This window comes from Sciscionella marina DSM 45152, from assembly GCF_000379465.1.
In the GTDB taxonomy this organism is placed as follows: domain Bacteria; phylum Actinomycetota; class Actinomycetes; order Mycobacteriales; family Pseudonocardiaceae; genus Sciscionella; species Sciscionella marina.
Map to the genome: position 1 here is coordinate 394,640 of NZ_KB905414.1, position 19,970 is coordinate 414,609.

Genomic DNA, 19,970 nt, shown 5'->3' on the forward strand with positions numbered 1-19,970 from the left:
TTTTCGGGTCCAGACACGAAAAAACCCCCGACGACCTGGGTCGTTCGAGGGTGCGCGTCGACGAGCTACTTCTCAGGCGTCGACGCGCCCTGGAAGTACGAGAATGCTCGTGTACATCATGAGCGGAAGGTTAACGGTTGACGGTCAGATCCGTCAACAGGGCGGGAATCATGTCCCGGATGATGAAACCAGGGGGTGTGTGGCACCACCCCGTCGTGCTAAGGCACCCTTGACGGGTGCCGGTGACGAAGGACGAACAGATGTCGGACCAGGAACAAGCCGAGCCCACGCTGCCGAAGCGACTCGTCTTCCGCTTCCCGCGCACGAGCCTGCTCGCCGTGCTCGCCGTCATGGTCTTCGCGATTCCGTTCGCCTCCGGCTGGCCGCCACTGTGGCTGATCTACATCTTCCCGCTCGCCGCCGGATACGCGGTGATCCGGCTGCGCACCATCGTGGACGCCGAGGGCCTGCACGTGCGCGGCATCGCGGGCAGCAAACACATTCCGTGGTCCGCGCTGCGCTCCCTGCGACTCGGCGAGCGTTCCTGGGTACGCGCGGTGCTCGCGGACGAGACCGAGTTCACCCTGCCGACCGTCCGGCTGCGCCATGTGCCCGCGCTCTCCCTGATGTCCGGCGGTCTCATCGCCGATCCCACCGAGAAACCGCGCGAGTGAGCATCGCCCGAGGAACGAGGGCGGCGCGGAACGACGTGGTTTCGAGGCCGGTCCAGCAGAAACCGCGCGAGTGAGCATCGCCCGAGAGGCGTCATGACCGGGGTCGCGTGTCCGGTCACCGCGAAACCCGGTGCGGTACAGGAGTAAACTGGTCACCACCGGACCATTACGGCGCCGCGGCGCGTTCAATCAGGTGCGCGCCCCTGACGCCTGCCTCGACAATTTTCTGTATTCGATCACGGAGGAGCCGTGCCCGAACTGCGCTCCAAGACCACAACGCATGGTCGCAACGCCGCGGGGGCCAGGGCCCTGTGGCGCGCCACCGGTATGACCGACAGCGATTTCGGTAAGCCGATGGTGGCCATCGCCAATTCCTACACCCAGTTCGTGCCCGGTCACGTACACCTTCGCGACCTCGGCCAGATCGTGGCCGAGGCGGTCGCCGAGGCCGGGGGGATCGCGCGCGAATTCCACACCATCGCCGTCGACGACGGAATCGCGATGGGCCACTCCGGAATGCTCTACTCGCTGCCCTCGCGCGAGATCATCGCGGATTCCGTCGAGTACATGGTCAACGCGCACCAGGCCGATGCCCTCGTGTGCATCTCCAACTGCGACAAGATCACCCCCGGTATGCTCAACGCCGCCATGCGGCTGAACATCCCGGTGGTGTTCGTCTCCGGTGGGCCGATGGAGGCAGGGAAGGCCGTCGTGGTGGACGGGGTCGCGCATGCGCCGACCGACCTGATCACCGCCATCTCCGCCTCGGCGAACTCCGGGGTCGACTCCGACGGGCTGACCGCCGTCGAGCGGTCCGCCTGCCCGACCTGTGGTTCCTGCTCCGGGATGTTCACCGCGAACTCGATGAACTGCCTCACCGAGGCGCTCGGGCTCTCCCTGCCGGGTAACGGTTCCACGCTCGCCACGCACGCCGCGCGCCGGGAACTGTTCGAGAACGCCGGCCGGACCGTGGTCGAGCTGGCCCGCCGCTACTACGAGCAGGACGACACCTCGGCGCTGCCGCGGGAGATCGCGAGCAAGGAGGCCTTCGAGAACGCCATGGCGCTCGATATGGCCATGGGCGGATCCACCAACACCGTGCTGCACATCCTCGCCGCGGCGCAGGAGGGCGAGGTCGACTTCACCCTCGCGGACATCGAACGCATCTCGCGGGATGTGCCCTGCCTTTCCAAGGTCGCGCCGAACTCCGACTACCACATGGAGGACGTGCACCGGGCCGGTGGAATCCCGGCGATCCTCGGCGAGCTCTACCGCGCGGGCAAGCTCAACACCGGGGTGCGCACCGTGCACTCGTCCACAATGGACGAATGGCTCTGCGCGTGGGACATCCGCGCCGAGTCGCCGAGCACGGAGGCCACCGAGCTCTACCACGCGGCACCCGGCGGAGTGCGCACCACGGAGGCCTTCTCCACCAGCAACCGCTGGGACGAGCTGGACACCGACGCGGCGAACGGCTGCGTGCGCGACCTCGAGCACGCCTACACCGTCGACGGCGGGCTCGCGGTGCTCCGCGGCAACCTCGCCGAGCGCGGCGCTGTGATCAAGACCGCGGGTATCGAAGAGGAGCTGTGGCACTTCGAAGGCCCGGCCAGGGTGCTCGAGTCCCAGGAACAGGCGGTCTCGGCCATCCTGAACAAGGAAATCCAGCCCGGGGATGTCGTGGTGATCCGCTACGAGGGACCCTCCGGCGGACCGGGCATGCAGGAGATGCTGCATCCGACCTCCTTCCTCAAGGGCCGTGGTCTCGGCAAGTCCTGTGCGCTGATCACCGACGGCCGGTTCTCCGGCGGTACCTCGGGGCTCTCGATCGGGCACATCTCCCCCGAGGCCGCGGGCGGCGGGCTGATCGGGCTCATCGAGGACGGCGATCGGATCCTCATCGATGTGCACGATCGCAAGCTCGAACTGCTCCTCGACGAGGGCACCATCGCCGAGCGCCGCGCCAAGATGGAGGCCAGCGAGCGGCCGTGGCAACCCAAGGACCGGCAGCGTCCGGTCACCCAGGCGCTGCGGGTCTACGCCCGGATGGCCACCGACGCCTCGACCGGCGCGGTCCGCGACGTCACCCAGTAGCGGCGAGGTTTCCGGATCGGGGCGGGCATGACTCGCCCCGATCCCGCCACGCCGGTTCTCACCAGCGCAGGCGTAGCTCCCTGGGCCCGTGCACCAGGCGCCCGGCGCGCCAGGGCACCTGTTCGGCACTCTCCGCGAAGCGCAGTCCGGGGAACGCCTCGATCAGTGCGCCGAGCCCGACCCGTAATTCCATCCGGGCCAGCTGCGCACCGAGGCAGTGATGCACCCCGTACCCGAACCCCACGTGCGGATTGGCCTCCCGGTCGAAGTCGATCCGATCGGCGCCCGCAAATACCGATTCGTCCCGGTTCGCCGAGCCGAGCGCACCGATCACGGATTCGCCCGCACGCACCAGGACCCCGGCGAGCTCCACATCCTCGGTGGCGATCCGCGCGCTGCCGCCATTGCCCAGCTGCACATAGCGCAGCAGTTCCTCCACCGCCGATTCGAGCAGCTCCGGCTGCTCGACCAGACGTGCCCACAGGCCGGTGTCCAGCAGTGTGAAAGTGAAGTTCGCCAGCTGATTCGCGGTGGTCTCGTGCCCCGCGACGAGGATGCCGACGCCCATCTGCACCAGCTCGTCCTCGCTGAGCCGGTCGGTGTTGTCCCTGGCCTCCACGAGATCGGTGAGCAGGTCCCGGGAGCGCTGCCCTTCCGGCTGCGCACGCCGCGCGGCGATGTGCTCGCGCAGATAGGCGAACAGTTCCTCGCGCGCCTGCTCGATCTCCTCGGCCGTCGCCGCCGTCGTACTCAGCATGATCTGGGCGAAGTGCTGGAAAAAATGCCGGTCGGTCGCAGGGACGCCGAGCAGTTCGCAGATCACCGTCACCGGGAGCGGCAGGCAGAACCGATCGACCAGATCCGCGGGCGGCCGCATGCCCGCGATCAGCTCGCCGACCACCTGCTCGGTGCGCGGACGCCAGCGCTGCACGTTCTTCATGGTGAACGCGCTGGCGACGAGCTTACGCAGGCGCGAGTGCTCCGGCGGATCCATCGCGAGCAGCCCGCCCGGGCGGACCCGCGCCGGAGTGGTCCGCGGGATGTCTTCCCCGACCGTCGCGGCACGGGAGAACCGTGGGTCGGCGTAGACCTGCTTCACATCGGCGTACCGGGTGACGAGCCAGGCCTGGCCGCCGTAGGGCAACTCGATGCGCTGGATCGGGCGTTCGGCACGCAGTTGGGCGAACTCCTCCGGCGGCGCCAGCTCTGCCGGCTGCTCGAAGGGGTACTCCAACACATCTGTCGTCGCCATCTCCGCTCCTTTTTGCAGTTTCTGCATTTTTTCGAGCGTAGCCCGTCTGCTCCGCCGCGGACAAGCAACTCGATCGGTTGCGTTCGGTTTTCCCAGTACACCGCGGGTCTCTTGGCCTGCCCAGCCCCAGAGCCGCGCGAATGGTCCATTCACGCGGCTCTGCTGCGGCGCGGCCGCCGAACCCTGCGGTAGGAAGGAGGCATGGCCCAATCCGCTGTCACGATCGACGAATCCGAACTCCGCACCCGGGCGGCGGAATTGCTGACCGCGCTCGCCGGTGCCGGCGCCGAGCTCCGCGAGGACCAGTGGCAGGCGATCCGCGCCCTCGTCCTCGACAACGCCCGGGTACTCGTCGTGCAGCGCACCGGATGGGGAAAGTCGGCGGTCTACTTCCTCGCCACCGCCCTGCTCAGGGAACAGGGCGCCGGGCCGACGGTGCTCATCTCCCCGCTGCTCGCCCTGATGCGCAACCAGATCGAGGCGGCCGCGCGGGCCGGGATCCGTGCGGCGAGTATCAATTCCGCGAACATCCAGGACTGGGAGCAGGTGCGCCAACAGGTCGCCGATGGCCTTGTCGATGTCTTGCTCATCAGCCCGGAACGGCTCAACAATCCCGATTTCCGGGATTCGGTGCTGCCCTCGCTTTCCGCGAGCGCCGGGATGCTCGTGGTCGACGAGGCGCACTGCATCTCGGACTGGGGGCACGATTTCCGGCCCGACTACCGCAGGCTGCGCGCCATGCTCACCGAGCTCCCGGACGCGGTCGCCGTGCTCGCCTGCACCGCGACCGCGAACGACCGGGTGGTCCGGGATGTCACCGAACAACTCGATCTCGGCGGACGGGACACGGTCGTGCTGCGCGGTCGGCTGGACCGGGAATCGCTGCGCTGTTCGGTCGTCTCGCTGCCCAGTTCCCGGCAGCGCATCGGCTGGCTCGCCGAACACCTCGCCGAGCTACCCGGCTCGGGGATCATCTACACGCTCACCGTGTCCGGCGCCGAGGACGTCGCGGATGTCCTCACCGCGCAAGGGTTTCCGGTCGCCTCCTATACCGGCCGCACCGAACCGGCCGAGCGCGAGCAGGCCGAGCAGGACCTGCTGCACAACAAGGTCAAGGCGCTCGTGGCCACCTCCGCGCTCGGAATGGGCTTCGACAAGCCGGACCTCGGATTCGTCGTGCACCTCGGCGCCCCGTCCTCTCCGGTGACCTACTACCAGCAGATCGGCCGCGCGGGCCGCGGCGTACGCAGCGCGGAGGCGATCCTGCTCCCCGGGGCCGAGGACCGGGATATCTGGGCGTACTTCGCCTCGATGGCCTTCCCACCAGAACCGGTCGTGCGCGCCGTGCTCGACGCGCTCGGCGCGGCGTCGAAACCGCTGTCCACCGCGGCACTGGAACCACTCGTCCCGCTTTCCCGGTCCCGCTTGGAAATGGTACTCAAGGTGCTGGACACCGATGGCGCCCTGCACCGGGTCCGCGGCGGCTGGACCATCGGCGAGCAGGAAAGCTGGCACTACGACACCGAACGCTATGCGCACATCGCGCGCGCCCGCGAGGCCGAGCAGCAGGCGATGCTCGACTACGCGTCCACCGAGGGCTGCCGCATGCTTTTCCTGCTGCGCCAGCTCGACGATCCGACGGCGCGCGAATGCGGGCGCTGCGACAACTGCACGGGAGAACGGCCGGGCACTCGGGTCAGCGAGAGCACCGTCGCCGCGGTCGGCGGCCGGTTGGACGCACCGGGTGTACCGGTACCGCCGCGCAAGACCTGGCCGACCGGGATGGCGGGCCTCGGCGTCCCGCTTTCCGGCAAGCTCCCCGAGGACCAGCGCGCCGAGGAGGGCCGGGTACTCGGCAGGCTCACCGATATCGGCTGGGGCAACCGATTGCGCACCCTGTTCGCCGACCCGGACGGACCGGTACCGGACGAGGTGTTCCAGGCTTGTGTCCAGGTGCTCGCCGGATGGGACTGGGCCGAGCGCCCCACCTCGGTCGCCGCGATCACCTCGACCGGGCGGCCCGAACTGGTCTCCAGTCTCGCCACGCGGCTGTCCCAGGTGGGCAGGCTCACCTGGCTCGGCACCGTGCACTCCGCGGGAACCGGCGAAGGGCGCACGAACAGCGCGCGACGGCTCGCCGCGGTGCACGGCGCGCTGAGCCTCGGCGAGAAACTGCGCGCCGCCCTCGCGGACAATCCGGGGCCGGTGCTGCTCGTCGACGATCGGGTGGACACCGGCTGGACCATGACCGTGGCGAGCAAACTGGTCCGGGAAGCGGGCGCCGGATCGGTGTACCCCTTCGCCCTGGCTCAGGTCGGCTGAGACCGAACCCGGCCTCAGGCCTGGCCCGGAACGGGGCGAGCACCCCGCACCTCTCGGGTCAGGACGTCCTGCACGGTCGAGCGTTCGAGTTCGGCCGCGACGGCCTCGGCGACTGCGCCGTCGATGGCGGTCAGCGAGCGCTGAACACCGCGGCCGACCGGGCAGTCCGGGTTGGGCCCGTGCAGCCCGAGCACCTGATCGTCGCCCTGCAGCAGTCGCCACACCCGCGCGAGCGTGATGTCCCCGGCGGGCCTCGCCAGCTCCCAGCCCCCGTGCACCCCGGGCCGGGAACACACCAGCCCGGCCTCGCGCAGCGGCCCGAGCACCCGCCGCACGTGGACCGGGTTCACGTTGGTGCTCGCAGACAGTTCATCCGAGCTCACCGGACCACCTTCGGCCTGGCCCGCGAGGTAGGTCAGCACGTGCACGGCGACCGCGAACTGGGTGTTCTTCGAGCTCGGCATACCCCCATGTTGCCATATCGCCATCGTCGTGGTTACAGTTAATTCGTAATCACAATAGCTACAGTTAGGTTTCGCGATGACGATCGCCATCACCGGGGCTTCCGGCGCGTTGGGGCGGGCAACCGCCGAGCTCGTACTGCAGGCCGTGGATCCGAGCGAGGTCGTGCTCACCACCCGGCACCCGGACTCGCTCGCCGAGTTCGCTGCTCGCGGTGCCGGGGTGCGCCCCGTCGATTTCGCCGATCCGCGCACGCTGGCCACCGCGTTCACCGGCGTGGACCGGCTGCTGCTCATCTCCACCGATGCGGTCGGCGCCCGGCTGGACCAGCAGCGAGCCGCCATCGCCGCCGCGGCCGATTCGGGGGTCGGGCACATCGCCTACACCTCCGTACCCGAGCCGGTCCCCGCCAATCCCGCGCTGGTGGTTCCCGATCATGCGGGCACCGAGCAGGCGCTGCGGAACAGCGGCGTGCGGTGGACGATGCTGCGCAACAACCTGTACGCGCACATGCAGATCCCGGTCATCGAACAGGCCATCGAGGCCGGCCGGCTGGTGACCAATACCGGTGCGGGCGCCACCGCATACGTGAGCCGAGAGGACTGCGCCGCGGCGGCGGCCGCCGCGCTGACCCAGGACGGGCACGCGGACAAGGCGTACGACATCACCGGCCCCGAGGCGCTCACGGCCGAGGACCTGACAGCCCTCGCCAGTGAACTCGGCGGCCGCGAGGTCGAGCTCGTGCACACCGAGGATGCCGCGTACGCCGCCGGTCTGCGGGCGGCCGGTCTCCCCGAGGAGGTCGCGGAGGTCGTGACCTCGTTCGGCGCAGCGAGCCGCGGTGGTTTCCTCGGCAACACCAGTTCAGCGGTCTCGGACCTGACCGGCCGCACACCGGCGGCCCTGGCCGATATCATCCGGGAGGCACTACGGTCCTGAGCGCTCGCTCAGTTCGACCGCAGCGGCACCAGATCGTCGGCGTGCACCACCTCACGGCGCTGCTCGGGCGGTAGTTCCCCCGTCGACTGCCCGGTCATCGTGGCCAGTTCCTTCGCGTCATAGGCCACCACGCCGCGGGCCACCACGGCACCGTCCTCAGCGAGTAGCTCGACCACATCCCCGGCGTTGAACGTCCCGCCCACCTCGAGGATCCCGGCGGCGAGCAGGGAACGGCGCCGCCGGGTCACCGCGGTGACCGCGCCCGCGTCCAGCCGCAGCCGCCCGGTGGCATCGGCCGCGTAGCCGAGCCAGAACCGGCGGGCGGTAAGCCTGGCCTTCCTGGGTGCGAATGCGGTGCCGACGCTCGCCGAGTCCAGGGCCTGCTTCGCCTGTTCGGCCCCGGCGAGCAGGACCGGGATCCCGGCACCCGAGGCGAGCCGTGCGGCGGCCAGTTTGGAGGCCATGCCACCGGTGCCGAGCCCGGATGCGGCGACCGTCTCCACGCCGACCCCGTCGAGCTCGGCCGGATCGGTGATCTCGGTGAGCACCCGCGCCCCGTCGAGCGCCGGGTTGCGGTCATAGAGCGCGTCCACATCGGAGAGCAACACCAGAGCCTCCGCGCCGACCAGATGTGCCACCAGGGCGGCGAGCCGGTCGTTGTCCCCGAAGCGGATTTCCTCGGTGGCCACGGTGTCGTTCTCGTTGACCACCGGAACCGTGCCCATCCGCAACAGGGTCGCAAGGGTGCGCTGGGCATTGCGGTAGTGCGAGCGGCGCACCACATCATTGGCGGTGAGCAGGACCTGCCCGACGGTGAGTCCGTTGCGGCCGAACGCCTCGACGTAGGCGTGCACGAGCGCGAGCTGCCCGACGCTGGCCGCCGCTTGTTGTTTGGCGATGTCCTTGGGGCGGCGCGGGATGCCCAGCGGGGCCAGCCCCGCCGCGATGGCGCCCGAGGAGACGAGCACCACCTCGCCACCGGCGTTCGCACGCGCCGACAGTGGTTCCACGAGCGCGTCCAGCCGGGCCGCGTCCAGGCCGCCGCGGGCCGTGGTCAACGAGGACGAACCGACCTTGACGACGATGCGTTTCGCCGTAACGATCGCTTCCCTGGCTTCCGACACCACACGCTCCTTTCGCCGCAAGGAAACGCTGCCACAAAAGAACCGCCGCGGTTACTGATTTTCCTGCTCCTCGAGACCGCGCCTGCGCCTGCGTGCCTGTTTGCGTTCCGCCGCGCTCGGCCGGTCCGGTCCCTCGTCGAGGCGCGGATCGCTTCCCCTGCTGTACATGGCGACGGCGACCCCGGCCGGAGTGGACGGTTCCCAGTCGAAGGAGACCGAGCCGATCGTGACCGGGCTTCCGGGCACCGCGCCGAGCCGGGCCAGCTCCTCTTCCACGCCGAGCCGGGCGAGCCGGTCACCGAGGTAGCCGACGGCCTCGTCGTTGGTGAAATCGGTCTGCTTGATCCAGCGCTCCGGACGCTCGCCGCGCACCACGAACCCACCCTCGGTGTCCGGGTCCTTCTCGATGGTGAATTCGGCGCCGCCGATCGCCTTGGGGCGCAACACGATCCTGGTCGGCTCGGCCGGTTTCACCGCGGCACGCTGGCTTTCGACGATCTCGGCGAGCGCATAGCCCAGCTTCGCGAGGCCCTCGCGGTTCGCCGTGGACACCTCGAAGATCGGCCAGCCACGGCCCTCGAGATCCCCGCGCACCAGTTCGGCGAGATCGCGGGCATCGGGAATGTCCATCTTGTTCAGCGCGATGATCCGCGGTTTGTCCGCCAGGTTTCCGGAAAGCGATGGCGTGTAGCGGGCGAGTTCGGATTCCAGCGCATCGATGTCCGAGCTCGGATCCCGCCCCGGCTCCTCGGTCGCGCAGTCCACCACGTGCACGATCGCCGCGCAACGCTCGATGTGCCGCAGGAAGTCGAGGCCGAGCCCCTTGCCCTCGCTCGCGCCCGGGATGAGGCCGGGCACATCCGCCATCGTGAACACGGTGTCCCCGCTGGTGACCACGCCGAGATTCGGCACGAGCGTGGTGAAGGGGTATTCGGCGATCTTGGGTTTCGCCGCGGAGAGTACGGAGATCAGCGAGGACTTGCCCGCCGAGGGGAACCCGAGCAGCCCGACATCGGCGACCGACTTCAGCTCGAGCACCAGCTCACGGTGCTCCCCCGGTTCGCCGAGCAGCGCGAATCCGGGCGCCTTGCGTGCCTTGGAAGCGAGCGCGGCGTTCCCCAGTCCGCCGCGGCCGCCGTTCGCCGCGAGCAACCGGGTGCCCTCACCGACGAGATCGGCCACCACCTCGCCGTTCTCGTCCAGCACCACGGTGCCGTCCGGTACGGCCAGCTCCAGATCCTCCCCGTTCGCCCCGTTGCGGTGCGCGCCCTTGCCCTGTTTGCCGTTGGTCGCGCGGACGTGCGGGTGGAAGTGGAAATCGAGCAGGGTGTGCACACCACGGTCGACGACGAGGCTCACGCTGCCGCCGTTGCCACCGTTCCCACCGTCCGGGCCGCCGAGCGGTTTGAACTTCTCGCGGTGCACGGATGCGCAGCCGTGGCCACCGTCCCCGCCGGTGACATCGATGGTCACCCGGTCGACGAACCGCGACATCCTCACCCTCCTCAAAAGTGTCCACAGCTCGAGCATCCTCGACAACTCGAGCGTCTTTCAACGAAAAAAGGCGGGCCGGGACGTGAATCCCGGCCCGCCCTGGGCGTGAAAGCCCGAAAACTGGCTATTCGATCAGGCGTCCGCCTCGACGATGTTCACCGTCTTACGGCCACGCTTGGCACCGAACTGCACGGCGCCGCCGGCGAGCGCGAACAAGGTGTCATCGCCGCCGCGGCCGACGTTCACGCCGGGGTGAAACTTGGTGCCACGCTGCCGGACGATGATCTCGCCCGCGTTGACGAGCTGACCACCGAAGCGCTTGACTCCGAGCCGCTGGGCGTTCGAGTCGCGACCGTTACGGGAGCTGGACGCACCCTTCTTGTGTGCCATGGCGGAACTCCCCTACTTGCTGATTCCGGTGACCTCGACGCGGGTCAGCTGCTGGCGGTGACCCTGACGCTTGTGGTAGCCGGTCTTGTTCTTGAACTTATGGATGCGGATCTTGGGGCCCTTGGTCTGCTCCATCACCTTGCCGGTGACGGCGACCTTGGACAGCGCGCTCGCATCGGTGACCACATCGGCCCCGTCGACGAGGAGCACGGCCGGGAATTCGACCTCGGCGCCCGACTCGCCTGCGAGGCGCTCGACCTCGACTACATCGCCGACGGCCACCTTGTACTGCTTGCCGCCGGTCTTGACGATCGCGTACATCGGGCGGATGTCTCCTACTCCATCAACGGACTGCTGATTCTCGGGCCTCATTTCGAGGCCGCACGTTCGCGCCCCACCGGACGGTGGGCCGCAATCGAGGGTACACCCCCGACTTCGGCGGGGGTGTACCCGGGTCGACTTCACCGTCCGCCGAGCCCGGCCGCGAGCACCGTGCCCGCCGGAGGCTCACGCCTCGGGTGCCCCGCTCGGCCGGGAAACCACCCTGCGGCCGCGGCGCGGGGCCTGGGTGCCCGCGACCACGCTCGCACTTCCGGTCTCGGTCGGCACGTGGCCGTTGTTCTCCGGCGCGCTCGTCGGCTGCGGCGGACCGGCGGGGCGCTGCGCCGGGCTGTGCGCCTCACCCGAAGCACGGCTTTCGGTGCCGGTTTCCTCGACCGCGGTCGAGGCCGCGACCGATTCGGGCCGCTCGTGCCCGTTGGTCCCGTTCACCGCCGGGCGCGGCGCGGACTCGGTGCCCTTGTCCCCGGACCCCGCCTGCCCCTCGGGTGCCGCCTGCCCCTCGGGTGCCGCCTCGGCCGCCTTGGCCTCGATGGCCTCTTCCTCAGCTTCCTCGGAGTCCTTGCCCCCGGTGTCCTTCTGCGCCGCTTCGGCCGCCTTGGCGTGCAGCAGGGCGGTCGCCGCGATGCGCTGCGCCGCGCGCTGCGCCTCCTCGGGATCCTGTTGTTGTTGCTGCTGTTGTTGTTGCTGCTGTTGTTGTTGCGGTTGCTGCTCGCCGCGGTCCTTGTTCTTGCGCGACTTGCGGCCGTTGCCGTTCGAGGCGGGCGGGGCACTGGGCGCCGGTGTGTCCACCGGGGTCGCCGAGACCATCACACCGCGGCCCTTGCAGTGCTCACACGGGGTGGAGAAGGCCTCGAGCAGACCGGTGCCGACTCGCTTGCGGGTCATCTGCACGAGCCCGAGCGAGGTGACCTCGGCCACCTGATGCCGGGTACGGTCCGTGCCGAGGCATTCGGTGAGCCTGCGCAGCACCAGATCCCGGTTCGACTCGAGCACCATGTCGATGAAGTCGATCACGATGATGCCGCCGATATCGCGCAACCGCAGCTGGCGCACGATCTCCTCGGCCGACTCCAGGTTGTTCCTGGTCACCGTCTCCTCGAGGTTGCCGCCGGAACCGGTGAACTTCCCGGTGTTCACATCGATCACGGTCATCGCCTCGGTGCGGTCGATGACCAGGTAACCACCGGAGGGCAGCCAGACCTTCCGGTCGAGCGCCTTGGCGATCTGCTCGTCCACCCGGTACTCGGTGAACACATCGCTCTGCGCGACGTGCTTGCGCACCCGCGAGGTCATCTCGGGCGCCACGTGCTCGACGTAGGAGTTGATGGTCTCCCATGCGGTGTCCCCAGCGACGACGAGTTCGGCGAAGTCCTCGGTGAACAGATCCCGCACGACCTTGACCAGCAGGTCGGGCTCCTCGTAGACGAGTTCGGGGGCCTTGACCGACTTGGACTTGCTCCGGTCGTTGATCGCCTCCCACTGCACCTGCAGCCTGCGCACATCCCGTTCGAGGTCTTCCTCGGAGATGCCTTCGGAGGCGGTCCGGATGATCACGCCCGCGTCCTCGGGCACGATGCGCTTGAGGATGTCCTTGAGCCTGCGGCGCTCGTTGTCCGGGAGCTTGCGGGAGATCCCGGTCGCCGAGCCACCGGGCACGTAGACGAGGAACCGGCCGGGAAGCGAGATCTGGGTGGTCAGCCGCGCGCCCTTGTGCCCGACGGGGTCCTTGGTGACCTGCACGAGCACCGAGTCGCCGGTGGAGAGGGCCTGTTCGATGCGCCGCGACTTACCTTCGAGGCCCGCCGCGTCCCAATCGACCTCACCCGCATAGAGCACCGCGTTGCGGCCGCGGCCGATGTCGACGAACGCGGCCTCCATGGAGGGCAGCACGTTCTGCACGCGGCCGAGGTACACGTTGCCGACCAGCGAGCCGGAACCGTGCGCGGTGACGAAGTGTTCGACCAGCACGCCGTCCTCGAGCACCCCGATCTGGGTGTGCTCGCCCTGTTCCCGGACGACCATGCGGCGCTGCACGGATTCCCGGCGGGCGAGAAATTCGGCTTCGGAGAGGATCGGGGTGCGACGGCGTCCGGCCTCGCGCCCGTCCCTGCGGCGCTGGCGCTTGGCTTCGAGCCGGGTGGAACCGCGCACCGCACGCACCTCGTCGCCGGAACCGTTGTTCCCGTCGCGCACGTGGGTGACCGTGTTCGGCGGATCGCCTGCGGCACCGCCGTTGCCGTCCTCGGTGCCCTTGCGGCGGCGCCTGCGCCTGCGCCTGCGGGAGCCGCCGTCCTCGTCACCGTCCTCGGTGGCGTCGGTGTCCTCGGTCTCCTGCTCCGCAGGCCCGTTCTGCTTGTTCTGGTTCTGTTTGTTCTGGTTCTGCTTGTTCTGCCCCTGTTTGGGCTGGTTCTGCTTGCCCTGATTCGGCTTCTCGCCGTCCTGCTTCTCGGTCTCGGTCTCGGCCTCGTCGTTCGCCGCGTTGTCCGCACCCTCGGCCGCATCGCCGCCCTTGCCCCGGCCACGGCCACGGCGGCCACGGCGGCGACGTTTGCGGTTGGCGTCCTCGCTGTCATCGTCCTCGTCCTCGCTCACCGAGGCATCCGCCCCGGTCTCGGACTCCGCGGCGGCGGCTTCTTTCGTCTCCGGGACCACCTCGGCGGGCTCGGGCTCGGGCTCGGGCGGCAGGAACAGCGGGGAGGCCGCGGCGAACACCGGCGCGGCCGGCGGCTGGTGCTTGACCAGCTGGTTGGCGGGGGCGAGGGTGAGCGCGCCACTCGATTCGGTCTCGGCCTGCGCGTTCTGTTTCGGCCCGAGGAACAGCTCGGGAACCCTGCGCGCCTGCTCGGTCTCCTCGGCAACGACCTGCTCGGTCGTTGCGGTCTTTGCGGTCTGCGCGGCCGGTTCGGGCGCCGCCGGTTTCGTGGTTTCGCCCGCCTGCTGCTCAGTCGCCGCGGGCCCGCCCGCGACCGGTTCCACCGGAGTAGCGGGCTGCTCTTGCTGCTCCCCGAGCGGATTGCCCAGGTGATCGGCGACCCGCTGAGCGAGCTCGCGGTCCACGCTCGACTGCACCGTCCGTGCGGAACCACCGAGTTCGGTGATCGCGGTCAGCACCGCCCGCGAAGAGGTCGCCAGCCGTTTGGCGAGCGCGTGCACCCGCAGTTTCGCGGGCAATGCCTCGGCTGTGGACGGTGTGACGTTATCCCCGCCGGTGGATTCGGCGGGGTTGTCCGTGTTCGACATACAACTCCTTCGCCCCCGGGCGCACCCGTTCCCGATGACAGGGAAGGTCGCGGCCGCGCAGGGGCACTTTCGGTGTTCGTTTGTACCCGCTCCTGCGTCCCAGCAGCGGGAAACCTTGCCTTCCGCCTACCCATGGTTCCTGGGTAGGCGAGGTCGGTCGACGAGGCGCCGTTCAGCGCTCTTGCCTCCTGGCCTCCGGCGACCAGCTACGTGGAAGACATCCGGTCTCCGACGAGCGGATCGACGAGCTGGCCTGCGTCGTCGAGTGGTCCCTGTGCGATCCGGCTCGCCTTCGCGGGGCCGCCGAACCACTCGTGACCGGTGACAACGTGAAGCGCACGCAGCACATCGTCGGGTCGTACGGTCGGTGTCATCTGCCGTACCACCACCTCGAGTATCCCATATCCGGGCGCCTTCGGGACCCCCTCGCCCGGAGGTTGTTTCGCCACATGCCCGCTCACCTGCGGGAACGACTCCGACACAGGTTCTACCTTGATCGAGACACAGGCATGACGGACATCGATGTCTTTGAGCCCGCTCTTGGTCCGGCGTGGCACGATCACTTCCTCGGCGTCGAGCAGCGCGGCGACCGCGTCCTCGAGCGAGGCGTCGTCGGGAACGGGAACGGTGATCCGCCACCGGCTGGCCAGCATCCGGTCGGCAAGCGCACCTTCACCCGCGGTGACCACCTGGAGCACCGCGACATCTCCGGGCAGCGCGGAACCGAGGCGTTCGGCGATCGAATCGGGTTCGACCGATTCGGTGAGGCCGATCTCCACGTACTCGGCCTCGCTCGCGGTCCCGGTCGGCGCGGCACCGATCCAGGACAGCTTGGGGTGCGGGCTGAAGCCCTGCGAATAGGCGATCGGCAGCTCCGCCTTGCGCACCGCACGCTCGAAGAGGCGGGCGATATCGCGATGCGAGGCGAAGCGCAGTTTGCCGCGCTTGGCGTAGCGGAGCCAGAGCTTGCACGCGGTCGGCGCGGACGGATTGGGGCGGTCGTCGGCCACGGGACGTTCCTCAGACGGGGGTGATGGGCAGCAGGGTGCGGCCGGTCGGCCCCATTTCGATCTCGGTGCCCATGCTCGGGCAGACACCGCAGTCGAAGCACGGGGTCCACCGGCAGTCGTCCTGCTCCTGTTCGTCGAGCGCATCGCACCAGTCGTCCCAGAGCCACTGTTTGTCCAGGCCGGAGTCGAGGTGATCCCAGGGCAGGACCTCGTCCTCGGCGCGTTCCCTCGTGGTGAAGAAGGCCACGTCGACGCCGTGCGGTCGCAGCGCCTCGTCCCCGCAGCGCATCCAGCGCTCATAGGAGAAGTACTCGTGCCAGCCGTCGAATCGGCCGCCCTCGCGCCACACCGCCTCGATCACCGCGCCGACCCTGCGGTCCCCGCGGGAGAGCAGTCCTTCGATCAGCGAGGGCTTGCCGTCGTGGTAGCGCATGCCGATGCTGCGGCCGAGCGAGCGGTCCGCGTTGACCTCGGTGCGCAGCTTCTTCAACCGTGCGTCCACGATGTCCGGATCGCACTGTGCGGCCCACTGGAAGGGGGTGTGCGGTTTGGGCACGAACCCGCCGATCGAGATGGTGCACCGGATGTCCTTGCGCCCGGCGGCCTCGCGACCGGCCCGGATCACATTGCGCGCCATCTCGGCGATCTGCAGCACATCCTCGTCGGTCTCGGTGGGCAGCCCGCACATGAAGTACAGCTTGACCTGCCGCCACCCCTGCGCGTACGCGGCGGAGACGGTCCGGATCAGGTCCTCCTCGGAAACCGTCTTGTTGATCACCTTCCGGATGCGCTCGCTGCCGCCCTCCGGGGCGAAAGTGAGCCCGGAACGGCGGCCGTTGCGGGTCAGTTCGTTGGCCAGGTCGATGTTGAAGGCGTCCACCCTGGTCGAGGGCAGCGACAGCCCGGTGTTCGTGCCCTCGTAGCGGTCCGCGAGCTGCTTGGCGAGGTCCCCGATCTCGGAGTGGTCGGCCGAGGACAGCGAGAGCAGCCCGACCTCTTCGAACCCGCTGTGCTTGAGCCCGTTGTCCACCATCTCGCCGATGCCCTGCAGCGAACGTTCGCGCACCGGCCGGGTGATCATCCCCGCCTGGCAGAACCGGCAACCACGGGTGCAGCCGCGGAAGATCTCCACGCTCATCCGCTCGTGCACCGATTCGGCGAGCGGGACGAGCGGTTTGCGCGGGTAGGGCCACTGGTCCAGGTCCATGGTGGTCCGCTTGCTCACCTGTTCCGGGGCGGCGGCGCGGTTCGGCGTGGTGCCGGCGAGCCTTCCGGTCTCCTGGTCGTAGCCGGCCTCGTAGAACCGCGGCACGTACACGTTCCCGGTCGCGGCGAAGCGTTCGAGCAGCGCCTCGCGGCCCTCGTGCTTGTGGTCACGCACGATCGCGGTGAGCTCGATGACCGCTTCCTCACCGTCCCCGAGCACCGCCGCGTCCACGAAGTCGGCGATCGGCTCCGGGTTGAACGCGGCATGCCCGCCCGCGATCACCAGCGGATGCGAGTCGTCGCGGTCCTCGGCGTGCAGCGGGATCCCGGCGAGGTCCAGCGCGGTGAGCAGATTGGTGTAGCCGAGCTCGGTGGCGAAGGAGACCCCGAGCAGATCGAAGGCCCCGACCGGGCGATGCGCGTCCACGGTGAACTGCGGGACCCCGTGCTCGCGCATCAGCTCCTCGAGGTCCGGCCACACCGAGTAGGTTCGCTCGGCGAGCACATCCGGGATCTCGTTGAGGATTTCGTACAGGATCATGACGCCCTGGTTGGGCAGGCCGACCTCGTACGCGTCCGGGTACATCAGGGCCCAGCGCACGGTCGTGGAATCCCACTCCTTCACCGTCGCGCCGAGCTCGCTGCCGATGTACTGCACAGGCTTCGAAACGCGGGGCAGCAGCTCCTCGAGCGCCGGGTATACCGATGACACACTCACACCGACAAGGGTAAACGGCGCACGGTAACCTCCCGGGTATGGGCAACCGGCCGATCGTGCGCGCGCTGTTCGGCATGCTGCTCGCGCTCGGCCTCGTCGGGATGCACGCGGTCGCGGCCGTGGGCGCCGAGCACTCGCCGCAGAGCCAGCACGTGGTCACGCACCACGCGGCCACCGAGGCATCCACCCCGCCCGCCGCGCCCGGCGAACACCAGGGCACGGATCACTCCTTCATGCACCTGTGCCTGATGGTGCTCACCTTCCTCGGCCTCACCCTGCTTTTCGTGCTGCTGGGCACGGGGTGGCGGGCCGCGACCGATCCGGCGCGCGGCAGCCCACGCGGCGCGCGCGTCCCGATCCGCCCACCGAGACCGGCGGGCCGGAACCTGCTGAACCTGGTCTGTATCTCGCGGACGTGAGGGCCGCGGTGCCTGGCAGGCACTGCCGTATGCCTTTCGGAACGTCCAGCGATAGCTACTGACCAGGAGGAATCACCATGCGCATTCGCGCGCTCACCGTCGCCGCCCTCGGCGCCGTGCTCACCCTGTCCGCGTGCGGCGGCACACCAGCACAGCGGCAGGCCCAGCACAACCAGGCGGATGTCATGTTCGCCAGCCAGATGATCCCGCACCACAAACAGGCCGTGAGCATGGCCGATATGGTCCCGGCGCACACCAAGGACCCGAAACTGCGCTCATTGTCCGAGCAGATCAAGAAGGCCCAGCGGCCCGAGATCGACACGATGAGCGGCTGGCTCGATTCCTGGGGCGCCAAGGACCAGGCGAGCGAACACTCGGGGCACGCCATGACCGGGATGATGAGCGAGCAGGACATGTCCAAGCTCGGCACCGTGAACGGGAAGACCTTCGACACGATGTGGCTGGACATGATGATCAAGCACCATCAGGGCGCGGTCGACATGTCCAACACCGAGCTCCAGGACGGTTCCGCCAAGGAGGCCAAGCAGCTCGCCCGGGACATCATCGGCGCTCAGCGCAAGGAGATCGGCACGATGCGGGGCATGCTCGGCTGAGCAGTGAACCGGGGCCGGTCGCGAACCGGCCCCGGTTCACCACAATCCTTTCACTGGTACATCCAGGTGAGCCGTCGTCGTTTTCGTATGCCCGACCGATATTGATTGCTAACGTCATCGGCACCCAGTCCGGAAATGGGGTATTCGGGGAGCGGAGGGGCGAAATGGCGCGACGGAAAACCTTCCTGGCGTCGCTTGTCGAAGCACAGCAGAGACGCGCAGCAGAACGAGAGCGTGCGCGAGTCCAGGAATTGCGTGAACAACAACGCATGCAAGAAAAATTGGAACGCGAGGCAGTAGCCGAGGCCAAAGCCAAAAAACGCGATCAGGAAAAACGCGAACGCGAAGCCGCTCGCCGAAGGGAACAAGAAGAACGAGACCGAATTCGCGCAAAGACACAAGCCGAGCAGGCCGCAAAGCGAGCTGAACGTGAAAAGGCTCAAAAAGTCGCGCAGGCCGAACGAGAACGAAAGGCTCGCGAGCGAGAGGCCGAACAAGCACGCATCGATTCACTTCGACAAGAGGCATCGGAACGTACCGAGCGCATCGACTCTCACCTCAACGAGATCCACAGAGTGCTGATCGAACGTGCCACATCACTGCGCTCGCGGAGCCACGAGATAAGCGATGCCTTCAATAGCTCAGGGCCATCCTCGGCAGCAGAGCGGATAAAACAACTCATCGAAGCATCGCCTTATCCCGAAGGCTGCTTACCACGTATAACCGCGGAGCTCCACCCTCAGGAGCGCCAACTCATGGTGGACGCCGAACTACCACGGCAGGAAATCATCCCGGATGTCGTATCCTACCGGTTCGCCTCTAAGGCGAAAGAAATCCGACCGGAGACGCGGAAGATCGCGGAAACGAAGCAATTGTACCAAGATGCGATCGCGCGGATCACATTACGATGTGTCGCGGAACTGCTGTACGTGACGCCAGCACCAATGGTGAACAGCGCCATTGTGAACGGCTTCGTTTCCACGAAGGACAAAGCCACGGGACAGCCGACCCGACCGTGTGTCATCAGCGTCGAGGCTACCCGGGAGACCATGGACGAGATCGTGCTGGACGAGCCGGAACTGGATCCACTCCGGTGCTTGCATCATCTCCGTGCCATCGTCTCGCCACACCCCTTCGACCTGGAACCGGTCAAACCGGTGGCGTACTTCGATCCGGCGAAGTACAAGCTGGTTGACGAGATCGGCGCGGTCTCCGGCTTGGACAGCCGTATCGACTTGCTGACCCTGTCTCCTGTGGAATTCGAACACTTGATGCAGCGCCTGTTCGAGGCTGTCGGACTCAAGTCCTGGGTGCGTAATACCCAGATCTCCCGCGACGAGGGGATCGATGCCGTGGCGATCAACGAAGACCCATTGGTCGGCGGCGAGTGCGTAATCCAGGCAAAGCGATACAAAGCAATCGTCGGCCTGGAATCCGTGCACGCACTGGCCGGAGCAATGTCGGCCAAGTCCGCGACCAGAGGAATCCTCGTCACCACATCGTGGTTCGGTAAAGCCAGCAGGGACTTCGCCAGTGACCATGGACGTATCCAACTCATCGACGGCCGCAATCTGAAATCGATGCTCGCCGAACACCTCGGCCTTGACGTTCTTATCAGCCTGCCCAAACTCCCACCAGGCTGGGAACGCGACGAGGTCAGCTAGTTCGAT

Annotated in this window: 16 protein-coding genes; 7 read left to right on the forward strand and 9 right to left on the reverse strand. The window is 68.1% G+C overall.

The genetic code is table 11. From position 1 onward, the window contains the following. Positions 1–236 precede the first annotated feature (236 nt). Entirely contained in the window at positions 237–674 is a 438-nt protein-coding gene (locus tag A37U_RS0131720; RefSeq protein WP_020500711.1) for a PH domain-containing protein, read from the forward strand. A 249-nt stretch (positions 675–923) separates the two neighbouring features. Next, positions 924–2,768, forward strand: coding sequence for a dihydroxy-acid dehydratase (gene ilvD / locus A37U_RS0131725; protein WP_020500712.1), 1,845 nt, complete (start codon positions 924–926; stop codon positions 2,766–2,768). A gap of 58 nt (positions 2,769–2,826) precedes the next feature. Here the strand turns inward: ilvD and A37U_RS0131730 are convergent, their stop codons facing one another. Continuing rightward, positions 2,827–4,020 (reverse strand): cytochrome P450, encoded by a 1,194-nt coding sequence (locus A37U_RS0131730; RefSeq protein WP_020500713.1) that lies wholly within the window; start codon positions 4,018–4,020, stop codon positions 2,827–2,829. Between the two features lie 201 nt (positions 4,021–4,221). Here A37U_RS0131730 and A37U_RS0131735 point away from each other — a divergent pair, with 201 nt between their 5' ends. Beyond that, a complete protein-coding gene (locus A37U_RS0131735; RefSeq protein ID WP_020500714.1) occupies positions 4,222–6,342 on the forward strand; it encodes a RecQ family ATP-dependent DNA helicase in 2,121 nt (706 codons plus the stop codon). 14 nt (positions 6,343–6,356) lie between these two features. On the opposite strand, the gene A37U_RS0131740 is transcribed toward A37U_RS0131735, so the two are convergent. Continuing rightward, complete coding sequence (locus A37U_RS0131740) at positions 6,357–6,806, reverse strand: Rrf2 family transcriptional regulator (protein ID WP_020500715.1); 450 nt, start codon at positions 6,804–6,806, stop codon at positions 6,357–6,359. A 76-nt stretch (positions 6,807–6,882) separates the two neighbouring features. Between A37U_RS0131740 and A37U_RS0131745 the strand changes: the two genes are divergently transcribed. Continuing rightward, the gene (locus A37U_RS0131745) at positions 6,883–7,743 is read left to right on the forward strand and encodes an NAD(P)H-binding protein (RefSeq protein ID WP_020500716.1); all 861 of its coding nucleotides are present in this window, start codon (positions 6,883–6,885) and stop codon (positions 7,741–7,743) included. 8 nt (positions 7,744–7,751) lie between these two features. On the opposite strand, the gene proB is transcribed toward A37U_RS0131745, so the two are convergent. The 7 genes from proB to A37U_RS0131780 form a co-directional block, all read right to left on the reverse strand. Beyond that, a complete protein-coding gene (gene proB / locus A37U_RS0131750; RefSeq protein ID WP_020500717.1) occupies positions 7,752–8,867 on the reverse strand; it encodes a glutamate 5-kinase in 1,116 nt (371 codons plus the stop codon). 51 nt (positions 8,868–8,918) lie between these two features. Further along, complete coding sequence (obgE, locus tag A37U_RS0131755) at positions 8,919–10,361, reverse strand: GTPase ObgE (protein WP_020500718.1); 1,443 nt, start codon at positions 10,359–10,361, stop codon at positions 8,919–8,921. A 132-nt stretch (positions 10,362–10,493) separates the two neighbouring features. After that, a complete protein-coding gene (rpmA, locus tag A37U_RS0131760; RefSeq protein WP_020500719.1) occupies positions 10,494–10,751 on the reverse strand; it encodes a 50S ribosomal protein L27 in 258 nt (85 codons plus the stop codon). A gap of 12 nt (positions 10,752–10,763) precedes the next feature. Continuing rightward, entirely contained in the window at positions 10,764–11,072 is a 309-nt protein-coding gene (gene rplU, locus A37U_RS0131765) for a 50S ribosomal protein L21 (RefSeq protein WP_020500720.1), read from the reverse strand. 186 nt (positions 11,073–11,258) lie between these two features. Then, positions 11,259–14,333: a translation initiation factor IF-2 N-terminal domain-containing protein gene (locus A37U_RS0131770; protein ID WP_020500721.1), complete on the reverse strand. Its 3,075-nt coding sequence runs from the start codon at positions 14,331–14,333 to the stop codon at positions 11,259–11,261. A gap of 206 nt (positions 14,334–14,539) precedes the next feature. Next, positions 14,540–15,343, reverse strand: a complete 804-nt coding sequence (locus A37U_RS0131775; RefSeq protein ID WP_020500722.1) for a TIGR03936 family radical SAM-associated protein — start codon at positions 15,341–15,343, stop codon at positions 14,540–14,542. Positions 15,344–15,353: 10 nt separating this feature from the next. After that, the gene (locus tag A37U_RS0131780) at positions 15,354–17,267 is read right to left on the reverse strand and encodes a TIGR03960 family B12-binding radical SAM protein (protein WP_026197812.1); all 1,914 of its coding nucleotides are present in this window, start codon (positions 17,265–17,267) and stop codon (positions 15,354–15,356) included. A gap of 38 nt (positions 17,268–17,305) precedes the next feature. On the opposite strand from A37U_RS0131780, the gene A37U_RS0131785 reads away from it, so the two are divergent. From A37U_RS0131785 to A37U_RS51130, 3 genes are all read left to right on the forward strand, one after another. Further along, entirely contained in the window at positions 17,306–17,686 is a 381-nt protein-coding gene (locus A37U_RS0131785) for a DUF6153 family protein (protein ID WP_020500724.1), read from the forward strand. Between the two features lie 77 nt (positions 17,687–17,763). Further along, complete coding sequence (locus A37U_RS0131790) at positions 17,764–18,300, forward strand: DUF305 domain-containing protein (RefSeq protein ID WP_020500725.1); 537 nt, start codon at positions 17,764–17,766, stop codon at positions 18,298–18,300. 164 nt (positions 18,301–18,464) lie between these two features. Further along, a complete protein-coding gene (locus A37U_RS51130) occupies positions 18,465–19,964 on the forward strand; it encodes a restriction endonuclease (protein WP_026197814.1) in 1,500 nt (499 codons plus the stop codon). Positions 19,965–19,970: the final 6 nt, after the last annotated feature.

Excerpts from the sequence above, each read along its gene's own strand:
- A37U_RS0131730 (WP_020500713.1), bottom strand. The coding sequence starts at position 4,020 with ATGGCGACGACAGATGTGTTGGAGTACCCCTTCGAGCAGCCGGCAGAG.
- A37U_RS0131735 (WP_020500714.1), top strand. The coding sequence starts at position 4,222 with ATGGCCCAATCCGCTGTCACGATCGACGAATCCGAACTCCGCACCCGG.
- A37U_RS0131740 (WP_020500715.1), bottom strand. The coding sequence starts at position 6,806 with ATGCCGAGCTCGAAGAACACCCAGTTCGCGGTCGCCGTGCACGTGCTG.
- A37U_RS0131745 (WP_020500716.1), top strand. The coding sequence starts at position 6,883 with ATGACGATCGCCATCACCGGGGCTTCCGGCGCGTTGGGGCGGGCAACC.
- obgE (WP_020500718.1), bottom strand. The coding sequence starts at position 10,361 with ATGTCGCGGTTCGTCGACCGGGTGACCATCGATGTCACCGGCGGGGAC.
- rpmA (WP_020500719.1), bottom strand. The coding sequence starts at position 10,751 with ATGGCACACAAGAAGGGTGCGTCCAGCTCCCGTAACGGTCGCGACTCG.
- rplU (WP_020500720.1), bottom strand. The coding sequence starts at position 11,072 with ATGTACGCGATCGTCAAGACCGGCGGCAAGCAGTACAAGGTGGCCGTC.
- A37U_RS0131770 (WP_020500721.1), bottom strand. The coding sequence starts at position 14,333 with ATGTCGAACACGGACAACCCCGCCGAATCCACCGGCGGGGATAACGTC.
- A37U_RS0131785 (WP_020500724.1), top strand. The coding sequence starts at position 17,306 with ATGGGCAACCGGCCGATCGTGCGCGCGCTGTTCGGCATGCTGCTCGCG.
- A37U_RS0131790 (WP_020500725.1), top strand. The coding sequence starts at position 17,764 with ATGCGCATTCGCGCGCTCACCGTCGCCGCCCTCGGCGCCGTGCTCACC.
- A37U_RS51130 (WP_026197814.1), top strand. The coding sequence starts at position 18,465 with ATGGCGCGACGGAAAACCTTCCTGGCGTCGCTTGTCGAAGCACAGCAG.